At 65.3% G+C, this 15,598-nt stretch carries 18 protein-coding genes and 1 tRNA gene; 13 read left to right on the top strand and 6 right to left on the bottom strand.

Annotation, left to right across the window (positions count from 1 at the left end; translation table 11 throughout):
* Nucleotides 1-48: 48 nt before the first annotated feature.
* Nucleotides 49-369 carry a thioredoxin gene (trxA, locus tag O9281_RS04485; RefSeq protein WP_298183312.1) on the top strand — a complete coding sequence of 107 codons (321 nt, stop codon included), beginning with the start codon at nucleotides 49-51 and terminating at the stop codon, nucleotides 367-369.
* On the opposite strand, the gene O9281_RS04490 is transcribed toward trxA, so the two are convergent.
* From O9281_RS04490 to O9281_RS04510, 5 genes are all read right to left on the bottom strand, one after another.
* On the bottom strand, nucleotides 366-1,169 hold the full coding sequence (locus tag O9281_RS04490; protein ID WP_298183314.1) for an inositol monophosphatase family protein: 804 nt from the start codon (nucleotides 1,167-1,169) through the stop codon (nucleotides 366-368). The two genes, trxA and O9281_RS04490, sit on opposite strands and share 4 nt — an antisense overlap.
* Entirely contained in the window at nucleotides 1,166-2,392 is a 1,227-nt protein-coding gene (argJ, locus tag O9281_RS04495) for a bifunctional glutamate N-acetyltransferase/amino-acid acetyltransferase ArgJ (protein WP_298183316.1), read from the bottom strand. The genes O9281_RS04490 and argJ overlap by 4 nt, the downstream gene beginning before the upstream one ends.
* A gap of 9 nt (nucleotides 2,393-2,401) precedes the next feature.
* Nucleotides 2,402-3,268, bottom strand: a complete 867-nt coding sequence (locus O9281_RS04500) for a hypothetical protein (RefSeq protein ID WP_298183318.1) — start codon at nucleotides 3,266-3,268, stop codon at nucleotides 2,402-2,404.
* Between the two features lie 5 nt (nucleotides 3,269-3,273).
* Nucleotides 3,274-4,080, bottom strand: a complete 807-nt coding sequence (gene rlmB / locus O9281_RS04505) for a 23S rRNA (guanosine(2251)-2'-O)-methyltransferase RlmB (protein WP_298183320.1) — start codon at nucleotides 4,078-4,080, stop codon at nucleotides 3,274-3,276.
* 41 nt (nucleotides 4,081-4,121) lie between these two features.
* Nucleotides 4,122-4,207: transfer RNA gene (locus tag O9281_RS04510), tRNA-Tyr, on the bottom strand.
* 153 nt (nucleotides 4,208-4,360) lie between these two features.
* On the opposite strand from O9281_RS04510, the gene O9281_RS04515 reads away from it, so the two are divergent.
* Genes O9281_RS04515 through O9281_RS04525 form a run of 3 tightly spaced genes read left to right on the top strand, consistent with a single transcriptional unit; the run spans nucleotide 4,361 to nucleotide 7,044 of the window.
* Nucleotides 4,361-5,488, top strand: a complete 1,128-nt coding sequence (locus tag O9281_RS04515; RefSeq protein WP_298183322.1) for a beta-ketoacyl-ACP synthase III — start codon at nucleotides 4,361-4,363, stop codon at nucleotides 5,486-5,488.
* Nucleotides 5,489-5,491: 3 nt separating this feature from the next.
* Nucleotides 5,492-6,241 carry a phosphatidylserine decarboxylase gene (locus tag O9281_RS04520; protein ID WP_298183323.1) on the top strand — a complete coding sequence of 250 codons (750 nt, stop codon included), beginning with the start codon at nucleotides 5,492-5,494 and terminating at the stop codon, nucleotides 6,239-6,241.
* A gap of 50 nt (nucleotides 6,242-6,291) precedes the next feature.
* Entirely contained in the window at nucleotides 6,292-7,044 is a 753-nt protein-coding gene (locus O9281_RS04525; protein ID WP_298183912.1) for a phosphatidylcholine/phosphatidylserine synthase, read from the top strand.
* On the opposite strand, the gene O9281_RS04530 is transcribed toward O9281_RS04525, so the two are convergent.
* Nucleotides 6,980-7,255 (bottom strand): hypothetical protein, encoded by a 276-nt coding sequence (locus O9281_RS04530; protein ID WP_298183326.1) that lies wholly within the window; start codon nucleotides 7,253-7,255, stop codon nucleotides 6,980-6,982. The two genes, O9281_RS04525 and O9281_RS04530, sit on opposite strands and share 65 nt — an antisense overlap.
* A 338-nt stretch (nucleotides 7,256-7,593) precedes the next feature.
* Between O9281_RS04530 and rpsB the strand changes: the two genes are divergently transcribed.
* From rpsB to rseP, 9 genes are all read left to right on the top strand, one after another.
* Nucleotides 7,594-8,391, top strand: a complete 798-nt coding sequence (gene rpsB, locus O9281_RS04535) for a 30S ribosomal protein S2 (protein WP_298183328.1) — start codon at nucleotides 7,594-7,596, stop codon at nucleotides 8,389-8,391.
* 88 nt (nucleotides 8,392-8,479) lie between these two features.
* Nucleotides 8,480-9,424 (top strand): translation elongation factor Ts, encoded by a 945-nt coding sequence (gene tsf, locus O9281_RS04540; protein ID WP_298183331.1) that lies wholly within the window; start codon nucleotides 8,480-8,482, stop codon nucleotides 9,422-9,424.
* 148 nt (nucleotides 9,425-9,572) lie between these two features.
* Nucleotides 9,573-10,589: an aldo/keto reductase gene (locus O9281_RS04545; protein WP_298183334.1), complete on the top strand. Its 1,017-nt coding sequence runs from the start codon at nucleotides 9,573-9,575 to the stop codon at nucleotides 10,587-10,589.
* A gap of 87 nt (nucleotides 10,590-10,676) precedes the next feature.
* Nucleotides 10,677-11,396 (top strand): UMP kinase, encoded by a 720-nt coding sequence (pyrH, locus tag O9281_RS04550; protein ID WP_298183336.1) that lies wholly within the window; start codon nucleotides 10,677-10,679, stop codon nucleotides 11,394-11,396.
* A gap of 4 nt (nucleotides 11,397-11,400) precedes the next feature.
* Nucleotides 11,401-11,958 (top strand): ribosome recycling factor, encoded by a 558-nt coding sequence (frr, locus tag O9281_RS04555; protein WP_298183338.1) that lies wholly within the window; start codon nucleotides 11,401-11,403, stop codon nucleotides 11,956-11,958.
* 17 nt (nucleotides 11,959-11,975) lie between these two features.
* Nucleotides 11,976-12,647: a polyprenyl diphosphate synthase gene (gene uppS, locus O9281_RS04560; RefSeq protein ID WP_298183914.1), complete on the top strand. Its 672-nt coding sequence runs from the start codon at nucleotides 11,976-11,978 to the stop codon at nucleotides 12,645-12,647.
* Nucleotides 12,648-12,669: 22 nt separating this feature from the next.
* The gene (locus O9281_RS04565) at nucleotides 12,670-13,311 is read left to right on the top strand and encodes a phosphatidate cytidylyltransferase (protein ID WP_363321447.1); all 642 of its coding nucleotides are present in this window, start codon (nucleotides 12,670-12,672) and stop codon (nucleotides 13,309-13,311) included.
* A complete protein-coding gene (dxr, locus tag O9281_RS04570) occupies nucleotides 13,311-14,468 on the top strand; it encodes a 1-deoxy-D-xylulose-5-phosphate reductoisomerase (RefSeq protein ID WP_298183343.1) in 1,158 nt (385 codons plus the stop codon). The genes O9281_RS04565 and dxr overlap by 1 nt, the downstream gene beginning before the upstream one ends.
* On the top strand, nucleotides 14,465-15,580 hold the full coding sequence (rseP, locus tag O9281_RS04575; RefSeq protein WP_298183347.1) for an RIP metalloprotease RseP: 1,116 nt from the start codon (nucleotides 14,465-14,467) through the stop codon (nucleotides 15,578-15,580). The genes dxr and rseP overlap by 4 nt, the downstream gene beginning before the upstream one ends.
* The last annotated feature ends 18 nt before the right edge of the window (nucleotides 15,581-15,598 follow it).

Here is a 15,598-nt window from a genome sequence, read left to right on the forward strand (position 1 = left end):
GCCGGGTGAAGTCCTAAATTGGCAGGCAACAGATCAGGAGATTCCCCCATGGCCACCAAAGCCGTTACCGATGCCAGCTTCGACGCCGACGTCCTCAATTCCGACAAGCCCGTGCTGGTCGATTTCTGGGCCGACTGGTGCGGTCCCTGCAAGATGATCGCCCCGGCGCTTGAAGAGATAAGCGAGGAACTGGCAGACAAGGTGACCATCGCCAAGGTGGACATCATGGAGAACACCGACGTGGCGGCAAAGATCGGCGTCCAGTCGATCCCGCTGCTCGTGCTGTTTAAGAACGGTGAGGCCGTGGCCCACAAGCTGGGTGCTGCGCCAAAGAGCCAGCTCAAGGGCTGGCTGGAAAGCATACTCTAAAGCGCAGCCATCCGCTCCGCCAGCTCGTCCCACAGGGCTGGGCTGGCGGCGCCGATCAGGCTGGGCCGCAGGTGCTGATCGACGCGATAGGGCGCGCCATCGGGCCGGGCGACCTTGCCGCCCGCTTCGTTCAGGAACAGGACCCCGGCGGCGTGATCCCAGGCCAGGGTCCGCTCGAAGATCGTGATGTCATTCTGGCCCAGCACGATCCGCGGATACTGCTCGGCCGCACAGCGCGGGATATCGACCAGGGTATAGTGCGGGGCGATGTGCGTTTTCAGCGCCTCGCGCCGCGTGGGATCGGCAAAGACCAGCGAAATGGCGGCTATGGGCGGAGTCTGGCCGGAGGTCCGGGCGGTGACCGCGCTGCCGTCGATGAAGGCGCCATGGCCCTTGTGCGCGGTGCAGAACCGGCCGTGCAGAGGATCGTAGATCCAGCCGCCAATCGTCTCTCCGGCTTCCGCAAGGGCGACCATGATCCCGAAGGGAGGCTTGCCGGCGGCGAAATTGCTGGTGCCGTCGATCGGGTCGATGATCCAGCACAGCGCATCGCCCAGCCGGTCCATCAGCGCGGGGTTTGCCTCGCAGGCTTCCTCGCCAACGATGGCGGCTTCGGGCAGGATCCGTGCGAGCCCTTCGGCGAGGATCTCTTCGGCCTCGCGGTCGGCGACGGTGACAAGCTCGCCGGGCGACTTGTCGATCACCTCGTGGGCTTCAAGCTGTTGGTAGCGGGGCATCACCGCCCGGGCTGCCGCATCCTTGATCACGGCCAGCACGGCCGCGTCGAGCGCCGTGCTCACGAACGGTAATCCGCGTTGATCGAGATGTAGCCGTGGGTCAGGTCGCAGGTCCACACCGTTGCCCGGCCTTCGCCCAGGCCCAGGTCAACCTCGATGCTGATGTCCTGGCCCTTGAGATGGGCGGCGACCGGCGCTTCGTCATAATCGGCCAGCGGCTGGCCATCGCGCGCGGCCCAGGAGCCGCCAAAGCCGATTGACAGCCGATCGCGGTCGGCCAGTTCGCCCGCCTTGCCGACGGCCATGACCACGCGGCCCCAATTGGCGTCCTCGCCAGCAATGGCGGTCTTGACCAGCGGCGAATTGGCGATGGCGAGACCCACCTTGCGGGCGCTTTCATCGCTCACCGCGCCGCTCACGGTGACAGCGATGAACTTCTGCGCGCCTTCGCCATCGCGCACGACGAGGTGGGCGAGCTGGCGGCAAACGTCGTTCAGCGCGGCGGCAAAGGCATCGGCTCCCGGACTGTCGAACGAAGCCAGCGGCGCATTGCCCGCCGCACCGGTGGCGAAGGCCAGCACCGTGTCGCTGGTTGAGGTGTCGCTATCAACCGTGATGCAGGAAAAGGTCTGCTGGTTGGCGGCCGATAGCAACGCCTGCAGGAAAGCTGGCTCCACAGCAGCATCGGTGAAAATGTAACCCAGCATGGTCGCCATGTCGGGCGCGATCATGCCGCTGCCCTTGATGATCGCCCCGAGGGTGACCGTGCGGCCATCGATCACCGCCTGAGCCATGGCCCCCTTGGCGAAGGTATCGGTGGTGCCGATGGTGTTGGCAGCGGTTTCCCAGTCACAGGGCTGGGCCAGCAAGGCCGCTTCGATCCCGGCCTTCGCCTTGTCCTTGGGCAGTGGGACGCCGATCACCCCGGTAGAGGAAACGAACACCTGCTCCGGCGGGCAACCCAGGTGGGCCGAAACCTGCGCCATGATCGCCTCGACCGCCTCGCGCCCGCGATAGCCGGTGAAGGCGTTGGAATTGCCGGCATTGACCACCAATGCGCGGGCGCGACCCTGCGCCACATTCTGGCGGCCCAGTTCGACTTCGGATGAGCAGCAGACATTGCGGGTAAACACACCCGCGACGGCGGTGCCTTCGGCCAGTTCGACATAGGTCAGGTCGCAGCGGCCCCAATCCTTGTATCCGGCGCGCGCGACGCGCGGGGTTACGCCGGCAATCGGCGGGATGGCGGGAAAGGGTTGGGCAAGGGGGGAAATATCGTGTGCCATTGACGAACCTCAGCTTCCCAGCCGCACCAGTGCGGTCGGTGTCGTGGCCGAACGCGGGGTCACCTTCCATTCCAGCCGCTGGCCGGTCGTGGTTGCCGCCGGACCATCGTCGGTATTGTTGGCGAGGATCGTGCCGTCGGTGGTCAGGACCAGTGTGCCGTTGAGTTCTGGCAGCTTGGGCATCGCCTCGTCATCGCCCGACTTGCCCGCTCCCAATGCCGCGAACTGGGCGAAATTGGCCATGGGATTGTTCTGGCCTGGCTGGCCAAAGGCAGGGGCATCCATCCGTACGGATCCGTCAGCACGCTTGTTCAGGACCACGAAGGCATTGGCCATCGGGAAGCGTTCCATCGTCGGGAACTGGAAATCGTGATCAAGCCGTCCGCTGATCGCGAAATCGACCACGAACAGCCCATCGCCCTTGTAAACGACGCTGCGCCAGCCGGCCTGCTTGCGCAGGCGCGCGGCCAGCTCCTCGGCCGCCTGGGGATTGCTGGGATCGATCCCGCCCAGCATCACCTTCATCATTTCGGCATCGCGCTTCTGGCGTTCCGAATCAGCCTTGCGGTTTTCTTCCCAGTCGGCCTTCTGGTCTGCGATCTCGTCCTTCGAACAGGCGCGCTCGGTCATATCGGGATCATCGTTGTGACAGGGTTCGGCCTTGAACGGCTCGTTCCACTTCGATTTCCTGCCCATTTCCGCCAGATTGCTGAGGCCCAGCAGGTAGATTTCACCCGCATAGGAATAGCTGAAACGGCCGTCTTTCCTGAGATCGATCGCCGAAGTGAAGCTTCCGGGCGAGACAAAACATGCGCTCAGGAGCAGCGTGGCGGCAGCCACCAGCGTGGCGGCGATGCGGCGGGCGGGACCGGTCATGGGCATTACTCCTGCGGGCGGGCGGCCAGCGCATAGAGCGCGATTGCGGCGGCGTTCGATACGTTGAGGCTTTCCACCGCGCCCGACATCGGCAGGCGGGCGATGGCATCGCAGTGCTGCATGATGTTGTGGCGCATCCCTTCGCCCTCGGCACCGAGCACCAGGGCAACGGGACCGGTCGGCAGGGCATCGCCCAGCGTCACCTGGCCTTCGCCATCAAGCCCGATGCGCCAGTAACCGGCCTCTGACATGTCCTCAAGGGCACGGGCCAGGTTCACCACACGTACCCACGGCAGTACCTCAAGCGCACCAGAAGCAGACTTGGCGAGGGTGCCCGATTCGGGCGGCGAGTGGCGATCCTGCGTGACGATGGCGGCGGCATTGAACGCAGCGGCCGAACGCATGATCGCGCCGACATTGTGCGGATCGGTCACCTGGTCGAGCACGACGATCGGCCGGGCCGGATCGCCGTCCAGCACCTCGTCGAGGAAGATGTCTTCCAGCGCATCGCAATCGAGCACCAGCCCTTGGTGTGGCGCGTCACGGGCAACCAGCCGGGCAAGGTCGGCGGCCTGGGCGTACTCGACCGGAAAATCGGCCGGCAGCTCGCCATCAAGCGATGCGACCCCTTCGCGGGTCGCCCAGAGCTTGCGGTGGCGGCGGTTGGGATTGAGGAGGGCGGCTTCGACCGCGTGGCGGCCCCACAGGCGCACGGCGCCCGCGCTGGCCCGGCCCGAGCCACGTCCGCCCTGCATGCGGCCCGCACGACCCCGAAGGGCGCGGCTGGGTTTGCTGTCTCGATTGCGGCTCATGTGGCGAATCCCCTGATCATCGGTCGGTCACTAGGGGATGGTGGTGGACAGGGCTAGATTCGAACTAGCGTACGCTTGCGCGGGCAGATTTACAGTCTGCTGCCTTTAACCACTCGGCCACCTGTCCACACCAGTCTGCCGGTGCCGGGTTGCCCCGGAATTGCGGCCCCGCAAGGGAGCCTGTCCGGCCGAGAGAGCGCGCCTTTGGCGAAGGCGGCGCGCGCTGTCAATGGGCCAATCGACTTGTCGTGCGGGCAAGGGGCGGATAGGAAGCCCGGCCATGAGCGAAATTACCCCAGTGATCTCGGCCACAGGCCTCTACACCCCGCCCGAGACGATCTCGAACGAAGAACTCGTCGCCAGCTTCAATGCTTACGTCGAGCTGTTCAACCAGCGGCATGCGGCTGAGATTGCCTCAGGCGCGGTCGAGCCCCTGCAGCCCAGTTCGGCCGAGTTCATCGAGAAGGCCAGCGGCATCAAGTCGCGCCACGTGATGAGCAAGGCCTCGACCCTCGATCCGGAGACCATGGGCCCGCGCTGGCCGGAACGGCCGGACGACGAGATTTCGGTGATGGCCGAGATCGGCGTCAAGGCGGCGCGCGCCGCGCTGGAATCGATTGGCCGCGATCCCGAGGATGTCGATGCCGTGCTCTGCGCCGCATCGAACATGCAGCGACCCTATCCCGCCATGGCGATCGAGATCCAGCAGGCGCTGGGGATCGAGGGTTTCGCTTTCGACATGAACGTGGCCTGTTCTTCCGCCACTTTCGGCATCCAGACCGCGGCCGATTTCATCCGTTCGGGCAATGCCCGCTCGGTGCTGGTGGTCAGCCCGGAAATCTGCACCGGCCATAACAACATGAAGAACCGCGACAGCCACTTCATCTTCGGGGATGTGGCAACGGCCGTGCTGGTCGAAGCCAGGGACATGGCCCCGGCCAGGCACTGGGAAATCGTCGGCACCCGGCTGAAGACGGTGTTCTCGAACAACATCCGCAACAATTTCGGCTTCCTCAACTGCGCGACACCCGAAACGATCGGTACGCCCGACAAGCTCTTCGTCCAGGAAGGGCGCAAGGTGTTCAAGGAAGTGGTGCCGATGGTCGCCAGCATGATCGTCGATCATGCCAATGACCTGGGCATCGATCCCGCCAGCCTGCGCCGGCTGTGGCTGCACCAGGCCAATTCAGGCATGAACCGCCTGATCGCCCAGCGCGTGCTGGGGCACGAGGCGAACGAGGACGAAAGCCCGACCGTGCTCGATACCTATGGCAATACGTCGAGCGCCGGCTCGATCATCGCCTTCCATCTTCACAATGCAGATCTGGCCGCGGGGGACACCGCGCTGATCTGTTCCTTCGGTGCGGGCTATTCCGCTGGCACCGTCTTCATTCGCAAGGCAGCCTGATCCATGGCCAATGAAATTCTCGACAACCGTGGACGCGGTGAAGCCCACTGGCAGTGGCCGCGCGTTCACCCCGAAGCGCACAAGTTCGCGGCCATCGCTGCCGTGGCTTGCGTGGGCACGGCGATCTTCGCCTGGGAAACGCTGGCCTGGCCGCTGGGGGCGCTGGTGCTGGGCATCTGCGCCTTTTTCCGCGATCCGGTGCGCGTCACGCCGCAGGATGATCGCTTCATCGTCGCCCCGGCCGATGGGCTGGTGACCTTGATCCAGCAGGTCGAGGCGCCGCGCGAACTGGTGATCGACGATGGCAGCGGCACCCGTGGCCTGGCCCCGGGGTCGGTGACGCGGATCTCGATCTTCATGTCGGTGTTCGATGTTCACATCAACCGCGCCCCGATCGGCGGTACGGTGCGCCGGGTGGTCTATATCCCCGGCAAGTTCCTCAATGCCGATCTCGACAAGGCGAGCGAGGAGAACGAGCGCCAGCACATCCTGATCGAACGCGGCGATGGCGTGTCGATCGGCTTCACCCAGATCGCCGGGCTGGTGGCCCGTCGGATCGTGCCTTTCGTCAAGCCGGGCGATATCCTGGCGGTGGGGCAGCGGGTTGGCCTGATCCGCTTTGGCAGCCGGGTTGACGTCTACCTTCCCGCCGGGACCGAACCGCGCGTCCTGCTGGGGCAGAAGATCGTGGCTGGCGAGACGATCCTGGCCGAACTGGGCCGGACCCCGCTGCTGGAGGGCATCAGCCAGTGACCGAGCCCGGTCTGCCCAAGGATGTGCCGGGGGGGCTGACGCTGCGGGCGATGGTGCCCAATGCGATCACCGCCGCCGCGCTTTGCATGGGGCTGACCGGGATCCGGTTTGCCGTGACCGGCGAGTGGGACAAGGCGATCCTGGCGGTAGTGGCGGCGGGCGTACTGGATGGGATCGACGGGCGGATCGCCCGTCTGCTGAAAGCCCAGTCGCGCTTCGGGGCTGAACTCGACAGCCTGGCGGACAACGTTTCGTTCGGGGTGGCCCCGGCACTGATCCTGTTCCTATGGTCGTTGCAGGACCTGCCGCGCCTCGGCTGGTTCGCTGCCTTGGCCTTTGCCATTGGCTGTGCGCTGCGCCTGGCGCGCTTCAATGCCCGGATCGACCTGGCGGATGAACCGCGCAAGGCCGCCGGGTTCCTGACTGGGGTTCCCGCGCCGGTCGGGGCCGGGCTGGCCTTCCTGCCGATGTACCTGTGGGTGGCCACTGGCCGCGAGGAATTCCGAGAGCCGCTGCTGGTTGGCGGCTGGCTGGTCTTTGTCGGCTTCCTGCTGATTTCGGCCTTGCCAACGCTGACCTGGGGGCGACTGCGGCCGCGGCGCTCGGTTCGCCTCGAATTACTGGCCTTTGTCGGTCTGGTCGGTGCGGCGCTGCTGACCGAACCGTGGTGGACGCTGGTGGCGATCTGCGTCGTTTATCTTGCGCTGATGCCGGTTGGCATGGCCGTTTATGCCCGGGTCAGGCGGCAGCGCGCAGGGCAGAACGAGCCAGGGCCGGGTGAAGCGGGGCCAGGCGCGGTCTGACCGGCAGCGACACCACCTTGCCATTCCCGGCATTGCCGCCATCGCGGCCGCCGTGTTCGACAATCCGGTAGCGCATTTCCAGCACTTCGGGGCAGGCTGCCAGAACGCCGCGCGCACCCAGCGCCAGAGCGCCATAGTGCCGCCAGGTGATCAGCGCGCCGGTGAAGGCGAAGGCTGCAATCACGATGCCAAGAGCCAGACCTGCGAACATCGTTCCGTTCCCCGTTGCAGGGCGTGGATTGCCCTGTGGATTGCCTGTTGATAACTTTGCTGGAGCGAACAGCGGATGTTCCTCCGTTGAGTCGCTATGTTCTCTATTTGTTCTATGCTGTCAAGCGGCTTTTTCGCGCTTGCGTTGGCGCCGCCGCCCCCAGGCCTGTGATTAGGGCTGGATTCCCCGGAAACTTGCCGCTAAGGGCCCGCTCGTCCGAGCCGGGGATTCCCTCCGGTCAGGGCAAATCCACATGGAAAGCGCACATGCCGGTTCCGCAGCGGGAGCTCCGCACGGTCCCAGCTTTCCAGAGGCAGTAAACCGGAAAGGAAATGATTATGGCGGCTCCCGTCGTCACCATGCAGCAATTGATCGAGGCCGGCGCACACTTCGGCCACCAGACCCACCGCTGGAACCCGCGGATGAAGCCGTACATCTTCGGCGCCCGCAACGGCATCCACATCCTCGACCTGTCGCAGACCGTGCCGCTCATGGCCCGCGCGCTCGACTTCATCTCGGCCACTGTCCAGGCTGGTGGCAAGGTGCTGTTCGTCGGCACCAAGCGCCAGGCGCAGGAGCCGATTGCCCAGGCCGCTCGCGCTTCGGGCCAGCACTATGTCAACCACCGCTGGCTGGGCGGTATGCTCACCAACTGGAAGACCATCAGCCAGTCGATCAAGCGCTTCAAGGCGCTGGAAGAGCAGCTGTCGGGTGACACCACCGGCCTGACCAAGAAGGAAGTGCTGCAGCTCACCCGCGAGCGCGACAAGTTCGAACTGTCGCTGGGCGGCATCCGTGACATGGGCGGTATCCCGGACGTGATGTTCGTGATCGACGCCAACAAGGAAGAGCTGGCGATCAAGGAAGCCAACGTGCTGGGTATCCCGGTCGTGGCGATCCTCGATTCGAACGTCTCGCCCGATGGCATCGCTTTCCCGATCCCGGCCAACGATGACGCCAGCCGCGCCATCCGCCTCTATTGCGAAGCCGTTGCCGCTGCCGCCACCAAGGGCCGCCGCGAAGGCGTGATCGATTCGGGCGTCGATGTGGGTGCGCTGGAAGAAGCCCCGGTTGAAGAAGCCGTGGTGGAAGTCGCCGAAGCTCCGGCTGCGGAAGAAGCTTCGACCGAAGCCTGAGCCCGTCCGGGCCGGCTCAAGTCACAAACCTTTAGCGTGCCGGGGTTAGCGCCCCGGCCGCCAGTTCCATTCAAGAAGGACCAGTTCAATGGCTTACACCGCCACTGACGTGAAGAACCTGCGTGAGCGCACCGGCGCCGGCATGATGGATTGCAAGAAGGCGCTGGACGAAACCGGCGGCGATTTCGAAGCCGCCGTTGACGCCCTGCGCGCCAAGGGCCTGGCTGCCGTTGCCAAGAAGTCCAGCCGCACCGCGGCCGAGGGCCTGGTCGGCGTGGCCGTTTCGGGCACCAAGGGCGTGGCCGTCGAGGTCAACTCGGAAACCGACTTCGTCGCCAAGAACGACCAGTTCCAGGACTTCGTGCGCAAGACCACCGAAGCTGCCCTGGGCCTGGACAGCGACGATGTCGAAGCCCTGAAGGCTGCGGCCTATCCGGGCGGCGGCACCGTGGCCGACACCCTGACCAACAACGTTGCGACCATCGGTGAGAACCAGCAAGTTCGCCGCATGAAGACCGTTTCGGTCAGCAATGGCGTGGTCGTGCCCTACATGCACAACGCCGCCGCGCCGAACCTCGGCAAGATCGGCGTGCTGGTCGCGCTCGAAAGCGAAGGTGACAAGGCCGCGCTCGAAGCGCTGGGCAAGCAGATCGCGATGCACATCGCGGCTGCCTTCCCGATGGCACTTTCGGCCGATGACCTCGATCCCGAAGTGCTCGAGCGCGAACGCAAGATTGCGCTGGAAAAGGCCACCGAGGAAGCCAGCAAGAGCGGCAAGGAAATCCCGGCCGACATCCTCGCCAAGCGCGCTGATGGTGCGGCTGCGAAGTTCGCCAAGGACAACGCGCTGCTCAGCCAGGTCTTCGTGATGGACAACAAGACCCCGATCGCGCAGGTCGTTGCCAATGCGGCCAAGGACGCGGGCGCGGCGGTCGTGCTGAAGGACTATGTCCGCTTCCAGCTGGGTGAAGGCATCGAGAAGGAAGTGAGCGACTTCGCCGCCGAAGTCGCCGCTGCCGCCGGCCTGAACTAAGCAGTTTTGGCCTGCCGGGCTTGCCCGGCGGCGCCAGGCATCAGGGGCTCGTCGCAAGGCGGGCCCTTTTGCTGCGCGGAAGGTTGACGTCGTGCGCGGCGCTCCGCCACTGTGCGGGAAAGCTGGTTCATCGGAAGGGGAATTGATCATGCAGACCCGCAGGCTCGGCAAGTCGGCCATCGTCGTTTCGGATATCTGCATGGGGACGATGACCTTCGGCAGCCAGACCGACGAAGCGGCCGCGCACCGGATCCTCGATCGCTGCTTCGATGCCGGGATCAGCTTCTATGACACGGCCGAGGGCTATCCCGTGCCGCCCGACACCAAGTGGGTGGGGCGGACCGAGGAGATCGTCGGACGCTGGATGAAGACCAAGCCGCGCGATGCGATCATCATGGCCACCAAGGTTTCCGGCCCCAGCCACGTCTGGTTCCGCAGCCCCAAGCGGTCGGGCATGACCGCGCTGGACCGGCGCAACATCATGACCGCGGTGGAAGACAGCCTCGTCAAGCTGCAGACCGACTACATCGATCTCTACCAGACCCACTGGCCCGATCACGACACCCCCTATGACGAGACGATGGAAGTGCTCGACGAGCTGGTGCGCGCTGGCAAGGTGCGGATCACCGGCTGTTCGAACGAGACGGCCTGGGGCCTGATGAAGTCGATCGCCGCCGCCGAGCGGCTCGGCACGGTGCGCTACCATACGATCCAGAACAATTTCAGCCTCAACAACCGCCGGTTCGAGGATGAACTGGCCCAGGTCTGCCGTCAGGAAGGGGTCAGCCTGATCCCCTATTCGCCGATCGCCGGGGGGGTCCTGAGTGGGAAGTACCAGGACGGCGCCACGCCCGAGGGCGCGCGTTTTTCGCGTTACCTAGCGATGGAAGGGCGCCAGGCGGCAATGGGACGGCGGTTCGTCAACGAGCAGTCGCTGGCCTCGACACAGCGGTTCATGGCGCTGGCCGCCGATGCCGGGATGAGCCCGGTGACCATGGCGGTCGCCTGGTCGAAGCAGCACGATTTCGTGGCCTCGACCATTGTCGGCGTTTCCCGCGAAGATCAGCTGGATGAAATCCTGGCCGCGATCGACCTGGTACTGCCTGCCGACCTGATGAAAGCGATCGACAAGGTCTCGCGCGAGATCCGCTATCCGATGGGCTAGGCGGGGGCAAGATCGCCTCCCGGCTTGGCTTTGCGGGGCCATCGGTATAAGGCCCCGCAAACCCCAGCGAGAGCGACACTACAACCCATGACCCAGCCCGCTTACAAGCGCATCCTTCTCAAGCTGTCCGGTGAAGTGCTGATGGGCCAGCAGCAGTTCGGGATCGATCCCGAATTCGTGGCCGAGCTGGCGGCAGAGGTGAAGGCGGCCAAGGAATCGGGCCTCGAAATCTGCCTGGTGATCGGCGGCGGCAATATCTTTCGCGGCATGGCCGGGGCGGCCAAGGGCATGGACCGGGCCCAGGCCGACTACATGGGCATGCTGGCGACCGTGATGAACGCGCTCGCCATGCAGAACGCGCTGGAGCAGCTGGGCGTGCCAACCCGCGTCCAGTCGGCGATCGAGATGGACAAGGTCTGCGAACCGGTGATCCGCCGCCGGGCCGAACGGCATCTCGAAAAGGGCCGGGTGGTGATCTTCGCCGCCGGGGTTGGCGCACCCTATTTCACCACCGATTCCGGGGCCGCGCTGCGCGCCGCCGAAATGAAGTGCGATGCCCTGCTCAAGGGCACCTCGGTCGATGGGGTCTATGACAGCGACCCCAAGACCAATCCTTCGGCAAAGCGTTACGATACAGTCGATTACGATACCGTTCTGGCTGACAACCTGAAGGTCATGGACGCCAGTGCCGTCGCGCTGTGCCGGGACAACAGCATTCCCATCGTCGTCTTCTCGATCCGCGAAAAGGGCAACCTGGCCAAGGTGCTGGCGGGTGAGGGGACGCAAACAATCGTGAAGAAGGGCTGATCAGATGGCCAAGTATGACAAGGCAGACCTCGAGCGCCGGATGAAGGGCGCCGTGGAATCGCTGCGCAGTGACCTGGGCGGCCTGCGCACCGGACGCGCCAATACCGCGCTCCTCGATCCGATCACGGTCGAGGTCTATGGCAGCAAGATGCCGCTCAACCAGGTGGCCACCGTTTCGGCGCCCGAGCCGCGCCTGTTGTCGGTGCAGGTGTGGGACAAGTCGAACATCGGTCCGGTTGAAAAGGCGATCCGTTCGGCGGGTCTGGGCCTCAACCCGATCAACGATGGCAACAACATCCGCCTGCCGATCCCGGACCTGACCGAGGACCGCCGCAAGGAACTGGCCAAGCTGGTCCATTCCTATGCCGAAAAGGCCCGTGTTGCGATCCGTAACGTCCGCCGCGACGGGATCGATGCGCTGAAGGCCGACGAGACCAAGAAGGAAATCTCGGAAGACGATCGCAAGCGTGGCGAGACCGAGGTCCAGAAGCTGACCGACGAGATGATCAAGGAAGTCGAGACGGTCGCGGCCCAAAAGGAACAGGAAATCCTAGGCAAGTGACCGGCCAGCGCGCCACCATGGGCGCGCGTCACGTGGCCATCATCATGGATGGCAACGGGCGCTGGGCCAAGAAACGCCACCTGCCGCGCGCCGTAGGGCACCAGCGCGGGGTGGAAGCCGTGCGCACCGTGGTGCGCGCGGCGCGCGACATGGGGCTGGATGCCTTGACGCTCTATGCCTTCAGCACCGAAAACTGGCGCCGTCCGGAAGATGAAATCGCGGCGCTGATGGGCCTGTTGAAGCGCTACATCATCGCCGACATCGACGAATTCGTCGAGAACAACATCCGGCTCAAGGTGATCGGCGACTATTCTGCGCTGCCGGCCGATGTGGTGACCCTGATCGACGACGCCCTGGCGCGGACGGCCGCCAACACCGGCACCTGGCTGGTGATCGCGTTGAACTATGGCGCGCAGGACGAGATCGCTCGCGCCGCCACCCGGGCTGCGGCCAAGGGACCGATCACCCCGGCAACGATCGAGGCGGAACTCGATACGGCCGAACTCCCGTCGCTCGATCTGCTGATCCGCACTTCGGGCGAGGTCCGGCTGTCGAACTTCCTGCTGTGGCAGGCGGCCTATGCCGAAATGTGGTTCACCGAAGTGCTGTGGCCCGATTTCAAGCCCGAACACCTGCAGGAGGCGCTGGACGCCTTCACCAAGCGCGAGCGCCGTTATGGCGGGCGCTGAGCGCAGGAACGCCGATCTGCCGGTGCGGATTGCCTCCGCCCTGGTGGTGGTCGCGATTGCGCTCGGCGCGGAATGGCTCGGCGGCTGGGTCTGGGCGGGCTTCGTGATGGTGGTCGCCGCGGGCGTGCTGTTCGAATGGCGCGCGCTGGTGCGGGCGATGGACCTTGGCCTTGCCCGGCAACTGCTGTGGACCGTGGGCGGCATCCTTTACATCGCCCCGGCGGCGGCCATGCTGCTGATGCTGCGCGAGGGCGAGAACGGCTTTGCCAACGTCCTGACCGTGATCGCGCTGGTCGCGGCCATCGATATCGGGGCCTATTTCACCGGTCGTTCCATCGGCGGGCCGAAGATCGCGCCGTCGATCAGTCCCTCGAAGACCTGGGCAGGATTGCTGGGCGGGGTGCTGGGGGCAACCGGGCTGCTTTGGCTGTCGGCCGGATTGAGCGGGGCGACCGCGGCCTGGTGGCAGATCCTCGCGCTGGGGGCGGTGGCGGCGGTGATTGCCCAGGCTGGGGACTTTTTCGAAAGCTGGATGAAGCGCCGGGCCGGGGTAAAGGATTCGGGCAAGCTGATCCCTGGTCATGGCGGCTTGTTCGATCGGGTCGATGGCCTGATCGCGGTCTGCTTCGTGCTGGCCATGCTGACCCTGGGCGGGGCGATGTGATGCGCTCGGTCTCGGTCCTGGGTGCCACCGGTTCGATCGGTGCCTCGACGCTTGACCTGATCCGGCGGGAGCCGGGCAAGTGGCGGATCGTGGCCCTGACCGCCAATGGCAATGCGGCCGGTCTCGCCCGGCTGGCGATAGAATTCCGCGCCGAGATCGCGGTTGTTGCAGATGAAAACAGCCTGCCCGAACTGCGCGAGGCACTGGCCGGCAGCGGGATCGTCGCGGCGGGCGGGGCAGCGGCGCTGGTCGAGGCGGCCACCCGCCCGGCCGACATCACCGTGGCCGCGATTGTCGGCTGCGCGGGCCTCGCGCCGACCATGGCGGCGATCGAGCAGGGCCGCAGCGTGGCCCTGGCCAACAAGGAAGCACTGGTTGCCGCAGGCGAGGTGATGACCGCCGCAGTAGCCCGTTCCGGCGCTACCCTGCTGCCGACAGACAGCGAACATAATGCTATTTTCCAGTGTCTTGCGGACAATAGTTACGATCATGTCCGGTCGATCACGCTGACCGCCAGCGGTGGCCCTTTCCGCGACTGGACGATGGAACAGCTGCATGCGGCCACGCCCGCGCAGGCGATCAAGCATCCCAACTGGGACATGGGCGCCAAGATCAGCGTCGACAGCGCCACCATGTTCAACAAGGGGCTGGAACTGATCGAGGCGCATCATCTGTTTCCGGTTGGCCTCGACCGTCTGAAGATCATCGTCCACCCGCAATCGGTAATCCATTCGATGGTCGAGTACCGCGACGGATCGACCCTCGCGCAGCTTGGCCCATCTGACATGCGCGTGCCGATTGCCTCGTGCCTGGCCTGGCCGGAACGAATGGATACGCCGCTGGCCCCGCTGGATCTCGCGGCGATTGGCGAGCTGACGTTCCGCGCGCCGGACGAGGAGCGCTTTCCCGCAACCCGGTTGTGCCGGCTGGCAGCCGAAGCCGGCGGTGCGGCCCCGGCGGTGCTCAATGCGGCCAACGAAGTGGCCGTGGCGGCATTTCTCGCCGGAAAGCTTCCATTCACCCGCATCGCGGTAGTGGTGGAACAGGTGCTGGCGCGCTATGCTCCGCCACCGCCCGTTTCGCTGGCCGATGTCATGGCCGTGGATACGGCGGCGCGGGCCGAAGCGCGCAGCGTTCTGGAGTTGGCAACGAAGTGACCGAATCTCCCTCTGTCCTGATGATGATCGGGGCGTTCCTGCTGGTCCTTGGGCCGCTGGTGGTTCTGCACGAGCTGGGTCATTACCTGGTCGGGCGCTGGTTTGGCGTGAAGGCCGATGTCTTTTCGGTCGGCTTCGGGCGTGAACTGGCCGGCTGGACCGATGGGCGCGGCACCCGCTGGCGGCTCGCCGCCTGGCCGCTGGGCGGCTATGTCCAGTTTGCGGGCGACATGAACGCCACCTCGGTGCCCGATCCCGGGGCGGCTCAGGCCCCGGCTGCCGAAAAGGCCGGGATGTTCCAGTATGCCCCATTGTGGCAGCGCGCGCTGATCGTGCTGGCCGGGCCAATGATGAACCTGGTGGTCGCGGTGGCGATCTTCGCCGGGTTCAACATGGCCTATGGCGTGCCGACCGCCGCCCCCGTGATTGGTGAGTTTTCCAAGGGTTCGGTGGCCCAGGCCGCCGGGCTTAAGGTGGGCGACCGGATTGTCGCCATCGATGGCGCACGGGTCGACAGTTTCATGGACATCGCCGAGCGGGTCGCGCTTTATCCGGGCCGCACCGTTACCGTTGCGGCCGAGCGCAAGGGGGTCAGCTTCTCGCTGCCGGTCAAGCTGGCCGAGGACGTGCAGAAGGACCGCTTCGGCAACGAAATGCGCCGGGGCCTGCTTGGCATCCGACCGACCGCGCTGGAATTCCAGCAGGTGGGCCTGGTGACGGCGGTGACCGCCGGGGCCGACCAGTCCGTGGGGATCATTCGCACGATGGCGGCGGGGCTGGTCCAGATCGTGACCGGCGAACGGCCGCTCGATGAACTGGGTGGGCCGATCAAGATTGCCAAGTTCTCGGGCGAACAGCTCTCGCTCGGCTGGCTTTCGTTCGTCTCCTTCGCCGCGCTGATCTCAATTAATTTGGCATTCATTAACTTGCTGCCAATCCCCACACTCGACGGCGGGCACCTGGCTATGTACGCGGCAGAAGCTGTCCGTCGCAGGCCTCTGGGTGTTCGCAGTCAGGAGTGGGCGTTCCGCACCGGTCTGGCATTCATGCTGGCCCTCATGCTGTTCGTCACTTTGAATGACATCGCCTCGCTGTCGATCTTCGGCGGTTAGGCGAAGGGTAAGGGTAAA

Origin of the sequence: Novosphingobium sp. (assembly GCF_027531025.1) — a bacterium.
Classification (GTDB): Bacteria; Pseudomonadota; Alphaproteobacteria; order Sphingomonadales; family Sphingomonadaceae; genus Novosphingobium.

What these genes read in the sequence shown, in the direction of transcription:
- tsf (WP_298183331.1), top strand. Translation starts at nt 8,480, where the DNA reads ATGGCTTACACCGCCACTGACGTGAAGAACCTGCGTGAGCGCACCGGC.
- frr (WP_298183338.1), top strand. Translation starts at nt 11,401, where the DNA reads ATGGCCAAGTATGACAAGGCAGACCTCGAGCGCCGGATGAAGGGCGCC.
- dxr (WP_298183343.1), top strand. Translation starts at nt 13,311, where the DNA reads ATGCGCTCGGTCTCGGTCCTGGGTGCCACCGGTTCGATCGGTGCCTCG.
- O9281_RS04515 (WP_298183322.1), top strand. Translation starts at nt 4,361, where the DNA reads ATGAGCGAAATTACCCCAGTGATCTCGGCCACAGGCCTCTACACCCCG.
- trxA (WP_298183312.1), top strand. Translation starts at nt 49, where the DNA reads ATGGCCACCAAAGCCGTTACCGATGCCAGCTTCGACGCCGACGTCCTC.
- rpsB (WP_298183328.1), top strand. Translation starts at nt 7,594, where the DNA reads ATGGCGGCTCCCGTCGTCACCATGCAGCAATTGATCGAGGCCGGCGCA.
- O9281_RS04545 (WP_298183334.1), top strand. Translation starts at nt 9,573, where the DNA reads ATGCAGACCCGCAGGCTCGGCAAGTCGGCCATCGTCGTTTCGGATATC.
- O9281_RS04525 (WP_298183912.1), top strand. Translation starts at nt 6,292, where the DNA reads ATGGTGCCCAATGCGATCACCGCCGCCGCGCTTTGCATGGGGCTGACC.
- uppS (WP_298183914.1), top strand. Translation starts at nt 11,976, where the DNA reads ATGGGCGCGCGTCACGTGGCCATCATCATGGATGGCAACGGGCGCTGG.
- O9281_RS04530 (WP_298183326.1), bottom strand. Translation starts at nt 7,255, where the DNA reads ATGTTCGCAGGTCTGGCTCTTGGCATCGTGATTGCAGCCTTCGCCTTC.
- pyrH (WP_298183336.1), top strand. Translation starts at nt 10,677, where the DNA reads ATGACCCAGCCCGCTTACAAGCGCATCCTTCTCAAGCTGTCCGGTGAA.
- O9281_RS04520 (WP_298183323.1), top strand. Translation starts at nt 5,492, where the DNA reads ATGGCCAATGAAATTCTCGACAACCGTGGACGCGGTGAAGCCCACTGG.
- rlmB (WP_298183320.1), bottom strand. Translation starts at nt 4,080, where the DNA reads ATGAGCCGCAATCGAGACAGCAAACCCAGCCGCGCCCTTCGGGGTCGT.
- argJ (WP_298183316.1), bottom strand. Translation starts at nt 2,392, where the DNA reads ATGGCACACGATATTTCCCCCCTTGCCCAACCCTTTCCCGCCATCCCG.
- O9281_RS04500 (WP_298183318.1), bottom strand. Translation starts at nt 3,268, where the DNA reads ATGACCGGTCCCGCCCGCCGCATCGCCGCCACGCTGGTGGCTGCCGCC.